At 61.1% G+C, this 19,775-nt stretch carries 15 protein-coding genes; 12 read left to right on the top strand and 3 right to left on the bottom strand.

The annotated features are described in order from the left end of the window. Positions 1 to 51: 51 nt before the first annotated feature. From PseuLF5_RS23030 to rarD, 3 genes are all read left to right on the top strand, one after another. Entirely contained in the window at positions 52 to 1,953 is a 1,902-nt protein-coding gene (locus tag PseuLF5_RS23030) for a PhoX family protein (RefSeq protein WP_322375924.1), read from the top strand. 165 nt (positions 1,954 to 2,118) lie between these two features. Beyond that, positions 2,119 to 3,093 (top strand): serine/threonine protein kinase, encoded by a 975-nt coding sequence (locus PseuLF5_RS23035; protein WP_123469338.1) that lies wholly within the window; start codon positions 2,119 to 2,121, stop codon positions 3,091 to 3,093. A gap of 204 nt (positions 3,094 to 3,297) precedes the next feature. Next, complete coding sequence (rarD, locus tag PseuLF5_RS23040) at positions 3,298 to 4,185, top strand: EamA family transporter RarD (protein WP_123469340.1); 888 nt, start codon at positions 3,298 to 3,300, stop codon at positions 4,183 to 4,185. Between the two features lie 223 nt (positions 4,186 to 4,408). On the opposite strand, the gene PseuLF5_RS23045 is transcribed toward rarD, so the two are convergent. Beyond that, positions 4,409 to 4,927 carry a glycine cleavage system protein R gene (locus PseuLF5_RS23045; protein WP_123469342.1) on the bottom strand — a complete coding sequence of 173 codons (519 nt, stop codon included), beginning with the start codon at positions 4,925 to 4,927 and terminating at the stop codon, positions 4,409 to 4,411. Between the two features lie 497 nt (positions 4,928 to 5,424). Between PseuLF5_RS23045 and PseuLF5_RS23050 the strand changes: the two genes are divergently transcribed. Then, the gene (locus PseuLF5_RS23050) at positions 5,425 to 7,602 is read left to right on the top strand and encodes a malate synthase G (protein ID WP_222834164.1); all 2,178 of its coding nucleotides are present in this window, start codon (positions 5,425 to 5,427) and stop codon (positions 7,600 to 7,602) included. Positions 7,603 to 8,001: 399 nt separating this feature from the next. On the opposite strand, the gene PseuLF5_RS23055 is transcribed toward PseuLF5_RS23050, so the two are convergent. Next, a complete protein-coding gene (locus tag PseuLF5_RS23055) occupies positions 8,002 to 8,448 on the bottom strand; it encodes a response regulator (RefSeq protein ID WP_123469346.1) in 447 nt (148 codons plus the stop codon). 259 nt (positions 8,449 to 8,707) lie between these two features. On the opposite strand from PseuLF5_RS23055, the gene PseuLF5_RS23060 reads away from it, so the two are divergent. The 8 genes from PseuLF5_RS23060 (at position 8,708) to PseuLF5_RS23095 (ending at position 18,129) form a co-directional block, all read left to right on the top strand. Beyond that, positions 8,708 to 10,642, top strand: a complete 1,935-nt coding sequence (locus PseuLF5_RS23060; RefSeq protein ID WP_302467484.1) for a DUF294 nucleotidyltransferase-like domain-containing protein — start codon at positions 8,708 to 8,710, stop codon at positions 10,640 to 10,642. Then, positions 10,639 to 11,346 (top strand): 3'-5' exonuclease, encoded by a 708-nt coding sequence (locus PseuLF5_RS23065; RefSeq protein ID WP_340134811.1) that lies wholly within the window; start codon positions 10,639 to 10,641, stop codon positions 11,344 to 11,346. The genes PseuLF5_RS23060 and PseuLF5_RS23065 overlap by 4 nt, the downstream gene beginning before the upstream one ends. Before the next feature lie 463 nt (positions 11,347 to 11,809). Next, on the top strand, positions 11,810 to 12,286 hold the full coding sequence (locus PseuLF5_RS23070; RefSeq protein WP_256591901.1) for an RNA polymerase sigma factor: 477 nt from the start codon (positions 11,810 to 11,812) through the stop codon (positions 12,284 to 12,286). Beyond that, entirely contained in the window at positions 12,283 to 13,257 is a 975-nt protein-coding gene (locus PseuLF5_RS23075) for a FecR family protein (protein ID WP_340134812.1), read from the top strand. The genes PseuLF5_RS23070 and PseuLF5_RS23075 overlap by 4 nt, the downstream gene beginning before the upstream one ends. A gap of 231 nt (positions 13,258 to 13,488) precedes the next feature. After that, complete coding sequence (locus tag PseuLF5_RS23080) at positions 13,489 to 15,915, top strand: TonB-dependent siderophore receptor (protein WP_128613993.1); 2,427 nt, start codon at positions 13,489 to 13,491, stop codon at positions 15,913 to 15,915. Between the two features lie 74 nt (positions 15,916 to 15,989). Continuing rightward, positions 15,990 to 17,114, top strand: coding sequence for a PepSY-associated TM helix domain-containing protein (locus tag PseuLF5_RS23085; protein ID WP_340134813.1), 1,125 nt, complete (start codon positions 15,990 to 15,992; stop codon positions 17,112 to 17,114). Continuing rightward, positions 17,111 to 17,290: a hypothetical protein gene (locus PseuLF5_RS23090; protein WP_222834160.1), complete on the top strand. Its 180-nt coding sequence runs from the start codon at positions 17,111 to 17,113 to the stop codon at positions 17,288 to 17,290. Before PseuLF5_RS23085 ends, PseuLF5_RS23090 begins: the two co-directional genes overlap by 4 nt. A gap of 209 nt (positions 17,291 to 17,499) precedes the next feature. Continuing rightward, positions 17,500 to 18,129: a glutathione S-transferase gene (locus PseuLF5_RS23095; RefSeq protein WP_340134814.1), complete on the top strand. Its 630-nt coding sequence runs from the start codon at positions 17,500 to 17,502 to the stop codon at positions 18,127 to 18,129. Positions 18,130 to 18,375: 246 nt separating this feature from the next. Here PseuLF5_RS23095 and creD read toward each other — a convergent pair whose 3' ends face one another. Continuing rightward, positions 18,376 to 19,746: a cell envelope integrity protein CreD gene (creD, locus tag PseuLF5_RS23100; RefSeq protein ID WP_186746501.1), complete on the bottom strand. Its 1,371-nt coding sequence runs from the start codon at positions 19,744 to 19,746 to the stop codon at positions 18,376 to 18,378. Positions 19,747 to 19,775: the final 29 nt, after the last annotated feature.

The raw sequence follows: 19,775 nt of genomic DNA on the forward strand, positions 1-19,775 counted from the left end.
CTTCATCGCCCCCCTTTAAGGTTGCTGCCAAAACCATGCAGGGAGCCTGATGTGAGCCTATTAGAAGAAAACCAATCCACCGATCTGGAAAAAATGGTCGGCCTCAGCCGTCGCGGTTTCATCAGCGCCGGGGCCTTGTGCGGTGCCGCGATGTTCCTCGGCGGCAACTTGCTGAGCCGCAGCGTCATGGCAGCCAGCGTCAGCGCCGGCAACAGTCGCCTGCTCGGTTTCGAGAGCATTCCCGCCGCGACCACCGACGTTATCAGCCTGCCCAAGGGCTACAAATCTTCGGTGCTGATCAGTTGGGGGCAGCCGCTGCACAAGAACGGGCCGGCCTTCGACCCGAGCGGCAATGGCACCGCTGCCGCACAGGAAGTGCAGTTCGGTGACAACAATGACGGCATGAGTCTGTTCGCCTTCCCCGACGACAAAAACCGCGCGTTGATGGCAATCAACAACGAATACACCAACTACCGCTACCTCTACCCGCACGGCGGCATGCCGCAATCGGCCGAAGACGTGCGCAAGGCGCTGGCCTGCGAAGGTGTGTCGGTGATCGAAGTGCAGCGCAAGAACGGCCAGTGGCAGTTCGTCCAGGGCTCGCGTTACAACCGCCGGATTCACGGTAATTCACCGCTGCGCATCAGTGGCCCGGCCGCGGGTCACGAGCTGATGAAAACCGCCGCCGACAAGCACGGCAAGAAAGTCCTCGGCACGTTCCAGAACTGCGCCAACGGCAAGACGCCGTGGGGCACCTACCTGACCTGCGAAGAGAACTTCACCGACTGCTTCGGCAGCAGCAACGCCCAGCAGCAGTTCGACCCGGCGCAGAAACGCTACGGCGTGTCGGCCGCCAGCCGCGAGATCAACTGGCACCCGTTCGACCCGCGTTTCGACATGGCGAAGAACCCCAACGAACTCAACCGTCACGGCTGGGTGGTCGAGATCGACCCGTTCGACCCGCAATCGACCCCGGTCAAACGCACCGCGCTGGGCCGCTTCAAACATGAAAACGCCGCCCTGGCCGAGACCGACGACGGTCGCGCCGTGGTGTACATGGGCGACGACGAGCGTGGCGAGTTCATCTACAAATTCGTCAGCCGCGATCGCATCAACCACCGCAACGCCAAGGCTAACCGCGACATCCTCGACCACGGCACCCTGTACGTGGCCAAGTTCGATGCCGGCGACGGCAATCCCGATCACCCGAAAGGCCAGGGCCAGTGGATCGAACTGACCCACGGCAAGAACGGCATCGACGCCAGCAGCGGTTTCGCCGATCAGGCCGAAGTGTTGATCCACGCCCGCCTCGCTGCCAGTGTCGTTGGCGCGACGCGCATGGACCGCCCGGAATGGATCGTCGTCAGTCCGAAGGACGGCCAGGTCTATTGCACCTTGACCAACAACGCCAAACGCGGCGAAGACGGCCAGCCGGTGGGCGGCCCGAACCCGCGCGAGAAGAACGTCTACGGGCAGATCCTGCGCTGGCGCACCGACCGCGACGATCACGCGTCGAAGACGTTTGCCTGGGACCTGTTCGTGGTCGCCGGCAACCCGGGCGTGCATGCCGGGACGCCGAAGGGTGGCTCCTCCAACATCACCCCGCAGAACATGTTCAACAGCCCCGACGGCCTGGGTTTCGACAAGGCCGGGCGCTTGTGGATTCTTACCGACGGCGACTCGAGCAACGCCGGGGACTTCGCCGGGATGGGCAACAACCAGATGCTTTGCGCCGATCCGGCAACCGGCGAGATTCGCCGCTTCATGGTCGGGCCGATTGGTTGTGAAGTGACCGGGATCAGCTTCTCGCCGGATCAGAAGACTTTGTTTGTCGGAATTCAGCATCCGGGCGAGAACGGCGGTTCGACCTTCCCCGAGCATTTGCCGAATGGCAAGCCGCGCTCTTCGGTGATGGCGATTACCCGTGAGGACGGTGGAATAGTCGGCGCCTGATCCATCGCCTTCGCGAGCAAGCTCGCTCCCACATTTGGAATGCAATCCACTGTGGGAGCGAGCTGGCTCGCGAAAGGACCGATCAGACACCAACCAACTACCCCGCTGCCATCTGCGCTACCATGCCGGGCCGGACGCAGCAGCCTGCTGCGCGCAGGAGTCAGCATGGCCCACCCGTTTGAAACCCTCACTCCCGACCTTGTACTCGATGCCGTCGAAAGCATCGGGTTCCTGAGCGATGCGCGCATCCTCGCGCTAAACAGCTACGAAAACCGTGTCTATCAGGTCGGTATCGAAGACTCCGAACCGCTGATCGCCAAGTTCTACCGTCCGCAGCGCTGGACCAACGAAGCCATCCTCGAAGAACACCAGTTCACCTTCGAACTGGCCGACGTCGAGATCCCGGTGGTTGCGCCACTTATCCACAACGGCCAGACCCTGCACGAACACGCCGGTTTCCGTTTCACCCTGTTTCCCCGTCGCGGCGGCCGTGCCCCGGAGCCGGGCAATCTCGATCAGCTGTATCGCCTCGGCCAGTTGCTCGGACGGATTCATGCGGTCGGCGCAACCAAGCCGTTCGAGCACCGTGAAGCGCTGGGAGTAAAAAACTTCGGCCATGATTCGCTGAGCACGCTGCTCGAAGGCAACTTCATTCCCAAGAGCCTGTTGCCCGCCTACGAGTCCGTCGCCCGCGACCTGCTCAAACGCGTGGAAGATGTGTACGCCGCCACGCCGCACCAGAACATCCGCATGCACGGCGACTGCCACCCCGGCAACATGATGTGCCGCGACGAGATGTTCCACATCGTCGACCTCGACGACTGCCGCATGGGGCCGGCGGTGCAAGACATCTGGATGATGTTGGCCGGCGACCGTCAGGAATGCCTCGGCCAACTGTCGGAACTGATGGACGGCTACAACGAATTCCATGACTTCGACCCGCGTGAACTGGCGCTGATCGAACCACTGCGCGCCCTGCGCCTGATGCACTACAGCGCCTGGCTGGCGCGGCGTTGGGATGACCCGGCGTTCCCGCACAGCTTTCCGTGGTTCGGCACCGAGCGTTATTGGGGCGATCAGGTGTTGGCATTGCGTGAACAGCTGTCGGCGCTCAACGAAGAGCCGTTGAAACTGTTCTGACCCACCACCGTCTCTGCAGGAGCGAGCCTGCTCGCGATAGCGTTTTATCAGTCGACGTAAATGTTGAATGTCAGACTGCTATCGCGAGCGGGCTCACGCCTGCAGGGTTCTGTGTTCACACTTTTCTGACCAATCAGCTCAGGCATTCGTCGACAAATCTCCTTACAATCCCTGCTTTGATAGCTGCCTAAGCAAGGACTCTGCATGCAAGCCGCCAACCCGCGTCGCGGGTACATTCTGGGCCTCAGCGCCTACATCATCTGGGGCCTGTTCCCGATCTATTTCAAAGCCATCGCCGAAGTCCCGGCGGTCGAAATCATCATTCACCGGGTGCTGTGGTCGGCGTTGTTCGGCGCCTTGTTACTGATGGTGTGGAAGCATCCCGGCTGGTTGCGCGAGTTGCTGGACAACCCCAAGCGCCTGGCGATCCTGGCCCTGAGCGGCACGCTGATCGCGGCCAACTGGCTGACTTACGTGTGGTCGGTGAACAACGGCCGCATGCTGGAAGCGAGCCTCGGTTACTACATCAACCCACTGGTCAACGTACTGCTGGGGATGCTGATTCTCGGCGAACGCCTGCGGCGCATGCAGTGGATCGCCGTCGGCCTGGCAGCGGTCGGCGTGGCGCAGCAGGTGTGGCAGGTCGGCAGCTTGCCGTGGGTGTCGCTGGTGCTGGCGCTGACCTTCGGTTTCTACGGGTTGATCCGCAAGCAGGCGCCGGTCAAGGCGCTGCCGGGGCTGGTGGTGGAAACCTGGATGCTGGTGCCCATCGCCGTGGCCTGGCTGTTGTTCAACCAGACCGCGACCAGCGCGCAACCCGAATTCTGGACCACCTCGGCCGCTTGGTGGCTGGTCGCCGCCGGGCCGGTCACGCTGGTACCACTGGTGTGCTTCAACGCCGCCACCCGCCATTTGCCCTACACCACCATCGGCTTCCTGCAATACCTGGCGCCAACTCTGGTGCTGCTGCAAGCGGTATTGCTGTTCGGCGAGCACTTGTCGTCGAGCACTCTGGTCGCGTTCATCTTTATCTGGGCGGGTCTGGCCGTTTACAGCGTCGACGCCGTGATCAGTTTGCGTCGACGCAGTTGATCAAAAAACGCACAAAGCTTTGCAGGCCACGGTTATCGTGGCCTGCAACATTCCTTCCCAAGGTTATCCACAGCGTGATCCCCGCCGTTTGTGCGCAAGTCACTGAATGCTGGCGGTTTTTTGATCAGTTCTCCGCAAGCCCCGGCCGGCCTGGCGCTGCGCCCGGTCTCTACAGGTTATCCACAGGCAGGTGCACGTTAAAACTGGATAACCCGAATACGCCTTAAACCTCTGTGCGTAACACCAGTTCGACCATCAGATCATCGGCCAGGGTTTCCAGACGCGATTGCAGCACGTCCAGGGACAGGGTCAGCGGCACCGCCAGAATCGCCTCGGCGTGGAACAGCGGTTCGCTGCTCATCGGTGCCGGGCGCACTTCGGTCACCAAACGTTCAAGGTTGACGCCCTGCTCGCTCAGCAGCCGGGTGATGTCACGCACGATCCCGGGGCGATCATTGCCTACCAGCTCCATGGCGATCGGTTTCCAGGTGCAGGATTGCTCGATGCCGCTTTCGGCAATCAGCACGCGAATGCCCTGCGCCGACAGTGCTTGTAGGGAATCGACTAATTCGTCGTAAGCCTCCGCCGGCACGCCCACCCGCAAAATTCCGGCGAACTGCCCGGCCATGCGTGACATGCGGCTTTCCAGCCAGTTACCACCGTGCTCGGCGATGCATTGGGCGATGCGCTCGACCTGCCCGGGCTTGTCCGGGGCGAAAACAGTGAGTACGAGATGGTCCATGGCGCAGCCCTCTTGTCATGACTTTTGTTATAGAAAGGCAAGTATAGGCAAGGGGCCCAAATCGGCTTGCAGTGCGGTGTACTTGTGGCGAGGGTGCGTGCCAAGCGGTGCCCTGGCAGGCGAACCGTATTTATGTGTACAACTTTTGATATTTAACTGGAACAATCCAATGGTTTTTTGAGAACATCCCGTTCCGCGATGTGACCGCAATGCGACATGAGGTCGCAGAACGACGTTATTAGTCTGATTTTCACAAGCGCAACTCATCATGTAGTATGCCGCAGCGCGCACTACATAACGCTGGATCGATGTCTGCCCAAGGCACGTTCGCAACCTTGAAAGCCCCGTCAGCAAGGCCCCAAGCCGTTGATTGGTCCCAGCCCAGCCGCCAGCAATGGCATGTACTGGTCGGAAGGTTTGTGGTTTAAATGGCCAGAGGCTTCATTGTCAAATTGAAGAGCTGAAAAGCGAAATAGCTGAGCAGAGTGAGGCAAGCAATGACTGAACACGTTCAAGTCGGTGGCCTGCAGGTCGCCAAAGTCCTGTTCGACTTCGTGAACAACGAAGCCATTCCCGGTACCGGCCTCACCGCCGAACAATTCTGGGAAGGTGCCGACAAGGTCATTCACGACCTGGCACCGAAGAACAAAGCCCTACTCGCCAAACGCGATGACTTCCAGGCTCGCATTGATGCCTGGCATCAGGAACGTGCCGGCAAAGCGCACGACGCTGTAGCCTACAAAGCCTTCCTGCAAGAAATCGGTTATCTGCTGCCAGAAGCGGCTGATTTCCAGGCAACGACGCAAAATGTCGATGATGAAATCGCCCGTACTGCCGGTCCGCAACTCGTGGTGCCGGTGATGAATGCCCGCTTCGCTCTCAATGCCTCGAACGCCCGCTGGGGCTCGTTGTACGACGCCCTCTACGGCACCGACGCGATCAGCGAAGACGGTGGCGCGGAAAAAGGCAAAGGCTACAACAAGGTGCGTGGCGACAAAGTCATTGCCTTCGCCCGTGCGTTCCTCGACGAAGCCGCGCCACTGGCTGCCGGCTCCCACGTCGACTCCACCGGTTACAAGATCGTTGACGGCAAACTGCTGGTCTCCCTCAAGGGCGGCAGCAACACCGGCCTGCGTAACGATGCTCAGCTGATCGGCTTCCAGGGCGACACCAACGCGCCCATCGCGATCCTGCTGAAACACAACGGTCTGCACTTCGAAATCCAGATCGACGCCAGCACCCCGGTCGGCCAGACCGATGCCGCCGGCGTCAAAGACGTCCTGATGGAAGCGGCACTGACCACCATCATGGACTGCGAAGACTCCGTGGCCGCCGTCGATGCCGACGACAAAGTGGTGATCTACCGCAACTGGCTCGGCCTGATGAAGGGCGACCTGTCCGAAGAAGTCGCCAAGGGCGGCCAGACCTTCACCCGCACCATGAACCCGGATCGCAGCTACACCACGCCGAATGGCGCTGAAGTGACCCTGCACGGCCGTTCGTTGTTGTTCGTGCGTAACGTTGGCCACTTGATGACCATCGACGCGATCCTCGACAAACACGGTAACGAAGTGCCGGAAGGCATCCTCGACGGTCTGGTCACTTGCCTCGCGGCGATGCACAACCTCAACGGCAATACTTCGCGCAAGAACACTCGAACCGGTTCCATCTACATCGTGAAACCGAAGATGCACGGCCCGGAAGAAGCGGCGTTCACCAACGAGCTGTTCGGTCGCATCGAAGACGTGCTGGGCTTGAAGCGCAATACGCTGAAAGTCGGGATCATGGACGAGGAGCGCCGCACCACGGTCAACCTCAAGGCCTGCATCAAGGCCGCCAGCGAGCGCGTGGTGTTCATCAACACCGGTTTCCTCGACCGCACCGGCGACGAAATCCACACCTCGATGGAAGCCGGCCCGATGGTGCGCAAGGCCGACATGAAGGCCGAGAAGTGGATCGGCGCCTACGAGAACTGGAACGTCGATATCGGTCTGAGCACTGGCCTGCAAGGTCGCGCGCAAATCGGTAAAGGCATGTGGGCGATGCCCGACCTGATGGCCGCGATGCTCGAGCAGAAAATCGCGCACCCGCTGGCCGGTGCCAACACCGCCTGGGTTCCGTCGCCAACGGCTGCTGCACTGCATGCGCTGCACTACCACAAGGTCGACGTGTTCGCCCGTCAGGCCGAACTGGCCAAACGCGCCCGCGCCTCGGTGGACGACATCCTGACCATTCCGCTGGCGGTCAACCCGAGCTGGACGCCGGAGCAAATCAAGAACGAACTGGACAATAACGCCCAGGGCATTCTCGGTTACGTGGTGCGCTGGATCGACCAGGGCGTCGGTTGCTCGAAAGTGCCGGACATCAATGACGTCGGCCTGATGGAAGACCGTGCCACGCTGCGTATTTCCAGCCAGCACATCGCCAACTGGCTGCGCCACGGTATCGTCACCGAAGCGCAAGTGATGGAAAGCCTCAAGCGCATGGCGCCGGTGGTCGACCGTCAGAACGCCAACGACCCGCTGTACCGTCCGCTGGCGCCGGATTTCGACAGCAACATCGCCTTCCAGGCGGCGGTCGAACTGGTGATCGAAGGCACCAAGCAGCCCAACGGTTATACCGAGCCGGTGCTGCACCGTCGTCGTCGCGAGTTCAAGAAGGCCAACGGCCTGTAACTTGCGCTGAATGCCGGACATGAAAAAGCCCTGATCGAAAGATCAGGGCTTTTTTGTTTGTGCTGTGGATTGGATTTTTGTGGTGGGCTTGAGATCCATCCCCCCTCACCCCAGCCCTCTCCCCCAAGGGGTAGAGGGGGAAAGGGAGCAGATCTGTATGCTTTTCAAAATCTGAGCTCGACTCAGGAATTGCCAAGGGTAGAGGGGAAAGGGAGCCGATCTCTGTGCTTTTCAAAATCTGAGCTCGGCTCAGGAGTTGCCAAGGGTAGAAGGGAAAGGGAGCCGATCTTTGTGCTTTCAAAACCGGAGTTCGACTCGGGAATCTCAGGTCGGTGTACCTCAAACATTCACCGCGGTCAGTCCCCTCTCCCTCCGGGAGAGGGCTAGGGTGAGGGGCTTCTAAGGCTCGATCCCCAATTCATGTTTCACCAACGCCAACAACTGGCCCGTATCAATCGGCTTGAGCAAAAAATCCACCACGCTCAAATGCATCGCCGCAATCGCGTCTTTCACATCGGCATCGCCGGACACGATGATGATCGGCATCGCCGCCCTTACCGACTCTCGCACCTGACGGACCAGCTCAAGCCCACCGACATGGCCCATGCGCAGATCGGTAATCACCAGCCCGATCGAAGGTTTTTCCTCGAGCATCTTCAGCGCCGTCTCGCCACTGGCGGCGGTCATGCAACGAATGCCATCCAACGCGAGAATCTCCGACAACAGCTCCCGGGCGTCCTTGTCGTCATCGACGATCAGCACACGCTGCGGTGGCAAGTCAGGCTCGAGCATGACTGCACTGAGCGCTTCTCGCTCGGCATCGCTCAAAATATCGTGGTCGGACATAGCGTTCTCTACGTGTTCAAATCAATCACCTGGCACAGTCGTCAGACATCGCTAAGCAGAGCTTCAATGTGCACTTCGTCGGATTTTTTTCCAAGAGGCCGGCGGGCGAATTTCCGACTGTTTTTGTAGGGCACTTCCCAAATGTGCCCAACGGCAGCTCAAACCTAGACTTACGTCCAATGGGCACCCCGTTCGCAGGGGCCGACCATGACGGCAACGATCCGACAACAACAATTCAAAAAAGACTGCGGTAATGGTTATGAGTAAAGCGGACGCCTTCACCCAGGCAGGGAAAACCGCGGTGTTGCAGAACATTCAGGGAACCCTGCAATTCCTCCAGCGCTTCCCGCCCTTCAATCAGATGGAACATGCCCACCTGGCTTATCTGGTGGAGCAATGTCAGCTGCGTTTCTATGCTCAGGGCGAGAGCATCATCAAGCCCGCCGACGGGCCGGTCGAATATTTCTACATTGTCAAACAGGGCCGTGTGGTCGGCGAGCGTCAGCACATCACCAAGCCCGGCACCGAAACCACTTTCGAGATCACCACCGGGGAATGCTTCCCGCTGGCCGCACTGATAGGCGAACGGGCGACCCGCACGGCGCACCTGGCGAGCGAAGACACCTTCTGCCTGCAATTGAACAAACCGGCGTTCATCAAACTGTTCGCGCTCTCCAACACCTTCCGCGACTTCGCCTTGCGCGGGGTCAGCAGCCTGCTCGATCAGGTCAACCAGCAAGTCCAGCAGAAAGCCGTGGAAACCCTCGGCACCCAGTATTCGCTGAACACCCGCCTCGGCGAGCTGGCCATGCGTCATCCGGTGACCTGCAGCCCCGACACGCCGCTGCGTGAAGCGGTCAAGCTGATGCACGACCAGCAGGTCGGCAGCATCGTCGCGGTGGATGAACACAAGGCGCCGCTGGGGATCTTCACCCTGCGCGATCTGCGCCATGTGGTGGCTGAAGGGATTGGCGATTTCAGCGAAGCGCTCGCGCGGCACATGACCCCGTCGCCGTTCTATCTGTCGCCGGATCACAGCGCCTTCGACGCGGCGATTGCCATGACCGAGCGGCACATCGCCCACGTTTGCCTGGTCAAGGATCAGCGCCTGTGCGGCGTAGTCTCCGAGCGCGATCTATTCTCGCTGCAACGGGTTGACCTGGTGCACCTGGCCCGGACCATCCGCAGCGCCCAGCGCGTCGAACAACTGATAACCCTGCGCGGCGAGATCGGCCAACTGGTCGAGCGCATGCTTGCCCACGGCGCGTCTTCGACGCAGATCACCCACATCATTACCCTGCTCAACGACCACACCGTGTGCCGGGTGATCGAGTTGACCCTCGCGGAAAAAGGCGACCCTGGCGTGCCGTTCAGCTGGCTGTGTTTCGGCAGCGAAGGCCGCCGCGAGCAGACGCTGCACACCGATCAGGACAACGGCATTCTGTTCGACGCCCGCGATGCGGCGGATGCGGCGCAGATTCGCGGCAAGTTGCTGCCGATTGCCCAGCAGATCAATCAAAGCCTGGCGCAGTGTGGCTTCACTCTGTGCAAGGGCAACATCATGGCCGGCAACCCCGAACTGTGTCTGTCGCGGGCGGAATGGGCGCGGCGTTTTGCAGCGTTCATCCGCGAGGCCACGCCGGAGAACCTGCTGGGTTCGAGCATCTACTTCGACTTGCGGGTGGTCTGGGGCGATGAAAAAAGCTGCGAGCAGTTGCGCCGCGGCATTCTCGAGCAGGTCGGCGACAACCGTTTGTTCCAGCGCATGCTGGCCGAGAATGCCCTGCGCAATCGCCCGCCGGTGGGACGCTTCCGCGAGTTTGTGCTGGCACGCAAGAACGGTGAAAAAGCCACGCTGGACCTGAAGATCCAGGGCCTGACGCCGTTTGTCGATGGTGCTCGACTGTTGGCGCTGGCCAACGGCATCGACACCAACAACACCCTCGAACGTTTTCGCCAACTGGTGGATAAGCACGTCATCGAACCGCTCGATGGCGCGGCGTATGAAGAGGCCTATCACTTCATCCAGCAGACGCGCATGCAACAGCATCAGATCCAGACCCGGGAGAATCTGCCGTATTCCAACCGCGTCGATCCCGACAGCCTCAATCATCTGGACCGGCGCATCCTGCGTGAGTCCCTGCGCCAGGCGCAACGCCTGCAAAGCAGCCTGGCCTTGCGGTATCAGCTATGAGCCTGTTCTCGTGGCTGCGTCCAGCCGGCCCTGCCCTGACGACGGATGTGCAGCAACGCCTGGCGCAGTTGCCGACGATCGGCCAACTGAGCGAATGCAGCCTGCGCGAACAGCGCTGGGTGGTGCTCGACCTGGAGACCACCGGGCTGAACCTGAACAAGGACCGCGTCTTGTCGATCGGTGCAGTGGTGATCGAGGATGGCGCGATCGACTTCAGCCAACAGTTCGAACGCACGTTGCAATGCCGGGAGCTGAAGCTCAGCCCCAGTGTGTTGATTCATGGTCTGGGGCCGAATGCGATTGCGGCGGGCAGCGATCCCGCCGAGGCGTTGCTGGAATTCATGACGTTTGTCGGCGACAGCCCGGTGCTGGCGTTTCACGCGCCGTTCGATCAGCACATGCTCGGGCGCGCGTTGAAGGAGCACTTGGGCTACAAGCTGCAGAACGTGTTTCTGGATGTAGCCGACATGGCGCCGCTGCTGTGCCCGCAGGCGAACATCCGCGAAGCCGGACTGGATGAGTGGATCGAGTGGTTCAGGCTCGAAGTGTTCGAGCGGCACAACGCGAGTGCCGATGCGTTGGCGACGGCGGAACTGGCGTTGATTCTGTTCAGCCGGGCGCGCCAGCAACAGATTCACAGTCCGTTGAATTTGCAGCAGCGGCTGAGCCAGTGGAAGCGGCGGCAACAGGCGCCGTCCTTTTAACAACACCCTCACCCCAGCCCTCTCCCGGAGGGAGAGGGAGTCGACCGCGGTGTCTGCAGCCTTGCATCGACCTGAAAGACCGAGTCGGTTCTGGATTCACCGAAAGGCGTTCAGTCGGTAGACCTCCAGAATATCCCTCGATCTGCCCCCTCTCACGCCGGGAGAGGGAGTCGACCGTGGTGTCTGCAGCCTTGCATCGACCTGAAAGACCGAGTCGATTGTAGATTCACCGCAAAGCGTTCAGGTCGGTAGACCTCCAGAGTATCCCCCCGATCGGTCCCCTCTCCCGCCGGGAGAGGGCCAGGGTGAGGGTCTGCCTTTTAAACACCCACCTGACCAGTGGCCAATTGCTAACCATTCCCACCTCTGCCAGAATCGCGAACAATTCTCGTTGGTTAATATTTCCCAATCGGTGCGTCTGGTGTCGTCAGTCCCAAGCCCTCACAGTGAACTCGTCGGTGCGATGTATCGCGACCATCGCGGTTGGCTGCTGGCATGGTTGCGGCGCAATGTGGCCTGTCCGCAGCGTGCCGAAGACCTGAGCCAGGACACCTTCGTGCGCCTGCTCGGTCGCGACGGGCTGCTGACGCCCCGCGAACCCCGGGCGTTTCTGCTGGCTATCGCCAAAGGGCTGTTGTTCGACTACTTCCGTCGCGCCGCACTGGAACAGGCCTACCTCACCGAACTGATGCTGATCCCCGAAGGCGAACAACCTTCGGTGGAAGAACAGCAACTGATCCTCGAAGACCTCAAGGCCATCGACCGCCTGCTCGGCACCTTGTCGACCAAGGCGCGCGCCGCTTTCCTGTATAACCGCCTCGACGGCCTCAGCCATGCCGAGATCGCCGACAAGCTGGGCGTCTCGGTGCCGCGCGTGCGGCAGTATCTGGCTCAAGGCATTCGTCAGTGTTACATCGCCCTGTACGGTGAGCCGACATGAGCCCGGCCAGTTCCAGACCGGTGCCGGCCCATGTGCTGGATGCGGCAATTGCCTGGCAACTGACGCTCGATTCGAGCACTGCGCTGGAGCGCGAAGAGTTCGCCAAATGGCACGCGGCCAACGAAGAACACGCCCGGGCCTGGCGCCAGTTGGGCATGCTCGATCAGCGTTTCAGTGCGGCCAAAGGCCCGGCCCGCAGTGCATTGCTGCAATCGCGCGAAGGCATTCGCCGCCGGGTGCGCAGACTGGGCAGCGGACTGGCCAGCGTGATGGTGCTCATCGGTCTCGGTCTGTTCGCCAGCGAGCGTTATCTGCCGCTGGATTACTGGCTCGCCGATCAACGCACCGCCACCGGCGAACAGCGCACCGTGCGCCTGGCCGACGGCACCGTGCTCAACCTCAACACCCACAGTGCGGTGGATGTGCGCTTCGATGAGCAGCGCCGGTTGATCGTGTTGCAGGAAGGCGAAATCCTCGTCGAAACCGGTCATGGTGATGCGCGTCCGTTCATCGTCGAGACCCGCGAGGGCAGCATGCGCGCATTGGGGACGCGGTTCCTGGTCAAGCGCGAGAACAGCGGCACACGCCTGAGCGTGTTGCAGTCGGCGGTGGCGGCGCATGCGCAAAAAAATCCCGAAGAACAGATCCTGCGCGAAGGCCAGCAAGTGCTGTTGCGCCGTGACGGGCTGGATTCGATTGTCGCACTCAACCCCGGCGCCGATGCCTGGACCCGCGGCATGCTGGTGGTGGACAACGCGCGACTGGGCGACCTGGTGCAGGAACTGAGTCGTTATCGGCGCGGACACTTGGGCGTGGCACCGGAAGTGGCGGACTTGCGGATCACCGGCAGCTTCCCGCTGCATGACACCGACAAGGCCTTGAGCGCCCTGCTGCCGACCCTGCCGGTGCAGATCGAGCAGCACACGCCGTATTGGGTCACCGTGGCGAAGGCCGATACCAAGCCTGAGTAACGCGGTGCCCGAGCCGCCGCCATCGCTGGCAAGCCAGCTCCCACAGGGATCGGCAGTGAGCATCAATTTTGTGAATAGCACTGAAAACTGTGGGAGCTGGCTTGCCAGCGATGGGGCCCCTACAGCCTCCACTTTCAGTTAATCGAAATTATTTTCATCCAGCCCTATCACTTTTCAATTCTCGTTCGGCACACAGGCAATTGAGAAATATTTCCATTCAGGAGCCTTCGCATGTCCCGTTCGCTAGACACCTTGTTGCGCCCCAGTCTGTTGGCCGTCGCCATTGCCCTCGGCGCCCCGCTGATCAGCAGCCCGCTGCTCGCCGCTGAACAAGCGTCCAGCGTGCGCGCCTACAACCTGCCGGCGGCGCCGCTGTCGGCCACCCTGAACCAGATCGCCAGCCAGGGCGGTCTCGCCCTGTCGCTGAATCCGGCGCTGGCAGCGGGCAAGACCTCGGCGCCGGTCAATGGTCAGTACGACGCCGCCGGTGCGCTGCGTGCAGCCCTGCGTGGCACCGGCCTGCAGCTGGAACAAAGCAGCGCCGGCACCTACAGCCTGGTGGCCGTGCCCGAAGGGACATTGGCCCTGCCGGAAACCTCGGTCATCGGCGTGGAAAACCTCGAAAGCGCCTGGGGTCCGGTCGAGGGCTACACCGCCACGCGCACCGCCGCCGGCACCAAGACCGACACCGCGCTGGTCGAGGCACCGCGCTCGATCTCCGTCGCGACCCGCCAGCAAATGGACGACCGCAGCGTACATAGTCTCGACGACGCCGTGCGTTACATGCCGGGCATCACCGCCAGCAGCTACGGCAGCGATACCCGCGCCGACTGGCTGCGTGTGCGCGGCTTCGAACCGACCCAGTTCCTCGACGGCCTGCCGCTGCCCAAAGGCGTGTACGCCAACCCGAAACAGGAAACCTGGAACCTCGACCGCCTCGCCCTGCTGCGCGGCCCGGCCTCCTCGGTTTACGGCCAGACCCCGCCGGGCGGTCTGCTGGACATGGTCAGCCGCCGTCCAAGTGACATCGCCAGCAACGAAATCCAGCTGCAATACGGCAGCGACAACCATCGCCAGATCAACTTCGCCAGCACCGGCAAGATCGACGACGCCGGCCAGTTCCTCTATGGCGTCAGCGGTGTCGTACGCGACAGTGGCACCCAGGTCGATCACGTCGACAACAAGCGCTACAACATCGCGCCGAGCCTGACCTGGAACATTGACGACGACACCAAGTTCACTCTGCTGAGCCAGTTCACCCGCGACGATACCGGCATCACCAGTCAGTTCCTGCCGGTGCAGGGCACCAAGATCAAATCGCCGTTCGGTGATATTTCCCACCACAAAAACCTCGGCGATCCGGACTGGGAATATTACGACCGCACCTACTACGCGCTGGGCTACGCCTTCGAACATCGCCTGAACGACGTCTGGCAGTTCAAGCAGAACCTGCGCTACACCAAGTCGGACCTGTCGTTCCAGTCGCTGACGCCGGGCTCTTATCCGTTCGCGCAAGTGGATGATCAGGGCAACGTCAATCGCACCAGCACCAGCGTCGACGAAGACATCAGCCAGTTCGCCGTGGACAACAACTTCCAGGCCGACTTCGCCACCGGCGATATCCGCCACACCTTGCTGCTGGGTCTTGATCACCAGCGCAGCAACACCAACTACACCTCGATCTTCGGTGACGGCCTGGCCACCAACGTGATCACCCCGATCTACGGTCAGCCAATCGTGCGCCCAGCGCGCTCCACCGCGTTTTACGATTACGATCAGAAGACCTACCAGACCGGCCTGTACATCCAGGATCAGATGGCCCTCGACCAGTGGCGCCTGACCCTCGGCGGCCGTGAAGACTGGGTGCATACCGGCACCCGATTCATCAACAAGGGCGATGCCACCAACACCCAGCGCGACAAGGCATTCAGCGGCAACGCAGCGCTCAGCTATGTCTTCGACAACGGGTTTGTGCCGTACCTGTCGTACGCCGAATCCTTCCAGCCAACCTCCGGCGCCGATGCCACCTCCACCGGTTCGCTCAAGCCGACCGAAGGCAAGCAATGGGAACTGGGTATCAAGTACCAGCCCCCGGGCAGCAAGACATTGCTGAGCGCAGCGGTGTATGACCTGACCCAGAAAAACGTTTCGGTGAACACCTTCGTCAACAACGTGTCGGTCACCAGCCAGACCGGCGAAGTGAAAGTCAAAGGCCTGGAGCTGGAAGCGACCTCGGACGTGACCGAAAACCTCAAAGTCATTGCCGCCTACACCCTGGCCAAGTCCGAAGTGCAGAACGGCGTCGACAAGGGCAATCGCCTGCAACTGATGCCCAATCAGCAAGCGTCGCTGTGGACCGACTACACCTGGCACAGCGGCGTGCTCGACGGCTTCGGCATTGGCGGCGGCGTGCGTTACACCGGCAACACCTACGGCGACAAGGCCAATACCTGGCTGGGCAAGGCGGACGCCTACACCGTGTTCGACGCGAGCGTGCATTACGACCTCGGTCGTCTGGACAACAGCCTCAAAGGCGCGTCGCTGGCACTCAACGCGACCAACCTGTTCGACAAGGAATACATTTCCACCTGCGACAGCTTCTACTGCTACTACGGCGACACGCGCAGTGTCGTCGCCAGCGCCACTTACAAGTGGTAAGCGTCTGAGCTGAAACAGGCCCTGTGACCAGGCCGTCCTCCGTGGACGGCTTTGGTGTTTTTGAAGGTCATGAAATGAAAAGTAAAACAATTCGCCGCTGGTCGTTCATCCACACCTGGACCAGTCTGATCTGCACGGTGTTTTTGCTGATGCTGGCACTGACCGGTCTGCCGTTGATCTTCCATCACGAGATCGAGCACCTGCTCGGCGATGCGCCCCAAGTCCGCGAGATGCCGGCCGACACGCCACGCCTGAATCTGGCGCAACTGGTGCAAGCCGCCGAAAAACATCGCCCGGATGACGTGGTGCAGTATTTCGGTTTCGACGACGATGAGCCGAACGCCGTGCTGACGATCATGGCGAAAACCGCCGGCACCGAACCGAACTCATCGCACACCTTCATGCTCGATGCACGCACCGGCGAAGCACTGGAAACACCGTCGGCCAACGGTGGCTTGATGCTGTTCATCCTCCGTCTGCATGTGGATATGTTCGCCGGGTTGCCGGGCAAGTTGCTGCTGGCGTTCATGGGGCTGCTGTTTGTGGTGGCGATTGTCTCGGGGACGGTGCTGTATCTGCCGTTCATGCGTCGGTTGAAATTCGGCACCGTGCGCCAGGACAAATCCACCCGCCTGCGCTGGCTCGACCTGCATAACCTGATCGGCGTGGTCACCCTGACCTGGGCGCTGGTGGTGGGCGTGACCGGGGTAATCAGTGCCTGCGCCGACCTGATAATCGCGGCGTGGCGCGAGGACACCTTGAACACCCTGATCGCGCCGTATCGCGATGCGCCGCCGCTGACGCAGCTGGCCCCCGCCACACGTTTGCTCGACATCGCCGGCGACGTCGCGCCGGGGATGAAACCAGACTTCGTTGCCTTTCCCGGCACGCGTTTTTCCAGCGAGCATCATTATTCGGTGTTCATGAAGGGCGGCACGCACCTGACTTCGCACCTGCTGACGCCGGTGTTGATCGACGCCACGACGCTGCAAGTCACCGCCGTGGCCGAACGCCCGTGGTACATGGACGCCATGGGCATGTCACAGCCGCTGCACTTCGGTGACTACGGCGGCATGCCGATGAAGATCCTCTGGGCCACGCTCGATGTGCTGACCATCATCGTCCTCGGCAGCGGGGTGTACCTCTGGGTGGTGCGACGTAAAGCGGCGAAACCACTGCAGGTGGGGGCTTGTGCATGAAGCCGCGTCAGTCGAGTTTCTGGAAAGTGTTCAGCACGCCGATCGTGATCGCGTTGCTCAGTGCGGCGGGATTGTTTGCGGCGTTGTTGGGGGACGGGGTTTGGGATGCGTTGAGCTGGGTCGGACTCGGTGTTCCGGCTTTTTTGGCGATCAGGGGATTGCTGCAGCGCGGGTAGTTTTTGTGTTGTCGGTGATGGCCTCATCGCTGGCAAGCCAGCTCCCACAGGAACTTCTGGTGAACCCGAAATGTGTGTTCACTGCAAAAACCTGTGGGAGCTGGCTTGCCAGCGATGGCGACCCTCAAGGCACCCTAAATTCCCTCGCCAGCCTCGCGGCTTGTGGCTAGGCTAACCTCCTGCTCTTCGACGATCACCGAGGTTTGCCAATGTCCGCCCCCAGCATGACCCTGTACCACAACACGCTCTCCCCGTTCGTGCGCAAAGTGATGGTGTTGCTGCACGAGACCGGCCAGCAGGATCGCGTCGCCTTGCAAGACTGCGTGCTCAGCCCCGTCAGCCCGAGCGCCGAGCTCAATATCGACAACCCGCTGGGCAAGATCCCCGCCCTGCGTCTGGCCGATGGCAACGTCATCCATGACAGTCGGGTGATCCTCGAATACCTCGACCAGCAGCACGTCGGCAACCCACTGATTCCCCGCGAAGGCGCGGCCCGCTGGCGTCGCCTGACACTGGCCTCGATGGCCGACGGGATCATGGATGCGTCGGTGATGGTGCGTTATGAGTTGGTCCTGCGTGCTCCGGAAAAACACTGGGACGAATGGCTCGAAGCCCAGCGCGACAAGATCCGCCGCGCCCTCGCCGTGTTCGAGCGCGATGCGATTGCCGAGCTGACCAGCCACTTTGATGTGGCGGCGATCAGCGTGGCGTGCGCGCTGGGCTACCTCGACCTGCGCTTCCCGGACCTGGGCTGGCGAGATGCCAACCCGCAACTGGCCAACTGGTTCTTTGAAGTGAGTCAGCGACCGTCCATGATCGCGACGATGCCCAAGCCCTGAATAGGCGGAGCCTGCTCCGGCCTCATCGTTGGCAAGCCAACTCCCACAGGGGTTGTGGCTATGGCAGAGACGCCTGACTCAGCAAAGCTCCAACACTGGATTTGGGTATGACAGAGGATTCTGATTCAACACAAATCCTGTGGGAGCTGGCTTGCCAGCGATGGCACCCACGCGGTGCCGGCGGCAGTGACGCAAATATCAGCGTCACCAATACTTGCACTTCTCGCTGTTCCTCACGCAACCCGCTCATTGCATCGCCCCCACATCAAACTCCAACGGCCTGGCCGATTTCTGCCCGATCCCGTACCAATCCAGTTTGCGCGTCAGCACCATGAACACCCCCAGCAGGCCGAACAGCAGCAACGAGCCCATCAACAACGCGTAATCCTCGGCGCTCAGCAATCCATAGAGCAGGCCATACAACGCCGCCAGTCCTGCCGAAAAACTCAGACCGTGACGCACACTGCGCAGCACGTGGCAGACATAAAACCCGATCAACAACACACAAGCGCTGGCCGACAACAGATACGCCAGGGCAAACCCGATGTGCTCCGACAGCGACAGCAGCAACAGATAAAAGAACGCCAGCGCCACACCCACCAATGCGTATTGCACCGGGTGCACCGCCAGGCTTTTGAGCACTTCGAACAGGAAGAAACCGGCAAACGTCAGGACAATGAACAGCAGCGCATATTTGATCGCCCGGTCACTCTTCAGATACTGATCCACCGGGTCGATGAAGCTCACGCCGAAGCTGCGACCGTTGAACGCCTCGCAATCATTGCCGCTGACGCACCGGCTCATGGCGTCTTGCAGGTTGGTCGAGAAGAAGGTGGTCTGCCAGTCGGCGCTGAAACCGGCGTCGTTGATTTCCCGTTTGGCCGGCAAAAAGTTGCCGATGAAGCTTGGATGCGGCCAGTTGGCGGCAAGGCTGACGCTGCTGCTCTTGCCCACTGGCAGCACCTGCAACGAACCGGTGCCTTGCAGACGCAAATCGAAGGCGAAACCCAGCTCCGTGGTTTTACGGGTATCAAGCAGCGGCAGCGTGACCCGCACACCTTCGCCGAGCCAACCGACTTGAGTACCAGGAACGAAGTCCAGGCGTTGGCCATCGAGTTCCAGTTTCAGCGCATTTTCGATGCCGCGAATGTCGCTGATGCCGACCGCGAGAAACGGCGCATCGAACTGGTAATCGCTGAAGTCTTCCTTGATGCCCAGCTGTGCCGGCAACGAGAAATGGCCGTTGATACGGTTATCGGCGTGGAATAGCCGCGCCTCGTAAATCCCCCGGGCACGCAGTTCGGTCTGCACCTGGCCGTCGAGTTCGAAACGCTCCGGCAAAAAGTACAACCGCCCGCGTTCCTCGCCTGGTTCGTCGTAGCGCTGATTGGTTTTGTCGTTGAGCTTCCAGTTGTGAACCACCTTGCGATACGGCACGACCATCACCGGCCCGCGCAATTGCTGGCTGTAGCTGGAGCTGCGGGCGATGTCTTCGAGCACGCCGTCGCGCAACTGCTGGCGGTCGTCGATGACGCCGTCGATCATCAGCAGCGGGATCAACAAAAGCAGGATCAGCAGGGCGATGGCGCCGAGCTTGATCGTCAGATTCTTGTTCATGGGACTCTCCCTGTTTGGATGGGCAGAGT

The organism is Pseudomonas sp. LF-5, assembly GCF_037626295.1.
GTDB classification, from domain to species: domain Bacteria; phylum Pseudomonadota; class Gammaproteobacteria; order Pseudomonadales; family Pseudomonadaceae; genus Aquipseudomonas; species Aquipseudomonas monsensis.

Coding starts and splice junctions, on each gene's coding strand:
- PseuLF5_RS23060 (WP_302467484.1), top strand. CDS start 8,708: ATGAGTAAAGCGGACGCCTTCACCCAGGCAGGGAAAACCGCGGTGTTG.
- PseuLF5_RS23075 (WP_340134812.1), top strand. CDS start 12,283: ATGAGCCCGGCCAGTTCCAGACCGGTGCCGGCCCATGTGCTGGATGCG.
- PseuLF5_RS23055 (WP_123469346.1), bottom strand. CDS start 8,448: ATGTCCGACCACGATATTTTGAGCGATGCCGAGCGAGAAGCGCTCAGT.
- PseuLF5_RS23090 (WP_222834160.1), top strand. CDS start 17,111: ATGAAGCCGCGTCAGTCGAGTTTCTGGAAAGTGTTCAGCACGCCGATC.
- creD (WP_186746501.1), bottom strand. CDS start 19,746: ATGAACAAGAATCTGACGATCAAGCTCGGCGCCATCGCCCTGCTGATC.
- PseuLF5_RS23035 (WP_123469338.1), top strand. CDS start 2,119: ATGGCCCACCCGTTTGAAACCCTCACTCCCGACCTTGTACTCGATGCC.
- PseuLF5_RS23045 (WP_123469342.1), bottom strand. CDS start 4,927: ATGGACCATCTCGTACTCACTGTTTTCGCCCCGGACAAGCCCGGGCAG.
- PseuLF5_RS23095 (WP_340134814.1), top strand. CDS start 17,500: ATGTCCGCCCCCAGCATGACCCTGTACCACAACACGCTCTCCCCGTTC.
- PseuLF5_RS23065 (WP_340134811.1), top strand. CDS start 10,639: ATGAGCCTGTTCTCGTGGCTGCGTCCAGCCGGCCCTGCCCTGACGACG.
- PseuLF5_RS23050 (WP_222834164.1), top strand. CDS start 5,425: ATGACTGAACACGTTCAAGTCGGTGGCCTGCAGGTCGCCAAAGTCCTG.
- PseuLF5_RS23080 (WP_128613993.1), top strand. CDS start 13,489: ATGTCCCGTTCGCTAGACACCTTGTTGCGCCCCAGTCTGTTGGCCGTC.
- PseuLF5_RS23085 (WP_340134813.1), top strand. CDS start 15,990: ATGAAAAGTAAAACAATTCGCCGCTGGTCGTTCATCCACACCTGGACC.
- rarD (WP_123469340.1), top strand. CDS start 3,298: ATGCAAGCCGCCAACCCGCGTCGCGGGTACATTCTGGGCCTCAGCGCC.
- PseuLF5_RS23070 (WP_256591901.1), top strand. CDS start 11,810: ATGTATCGCGACCATCGCGGTTGGCTGCTGGCATGGTTGCGGCGCAAT.